Genomic DNA, 223 nt, shown 5'->3' with positions numbered 1-223 from the left:
TTTCGCAAACCCCAATTCGGGAGGCTCTCAGCCGACTTGAAGCCGAGGGTTTGGTGGTGAAGACCCACCTCGTCGGTTACAGCGCGGCACCTCAGCTCACGCGCAAGCGGTTCGACGAGCTCTACGAACTCCGCCTGCTGCTTGAGCCCCATGCAGCTGGCAGAGCGGCCGAGCTCATGGACGAAACAGCGCTCGGCGAGCTCAAGCACCTTGCTGCAGCAAT

Annotated in this window: 1 pseudogene; it reads left to right on the top strand. The window is 61.9% G+C overall.

The features are described from left to right. Positions 1-223, top strand: a pseudogene (locus tag E4K09_RS23810) (GntR family transcriptional regulator); the annotation flags it as partial.

The organism is Microvirga pakistanensis, from assembly GCF_004458765.1.
GTDB lineage: Bacteria > Pseudomonadota > Alphaproteobacteria > Rhizobiales > Beijerinckiaceae > Microvirga > Microvirga pakistanensis.
Note: the sequence above shows the minus strand (reverse complement) of the source record. Positions and strands in the feature narration are given on the sequence as shown.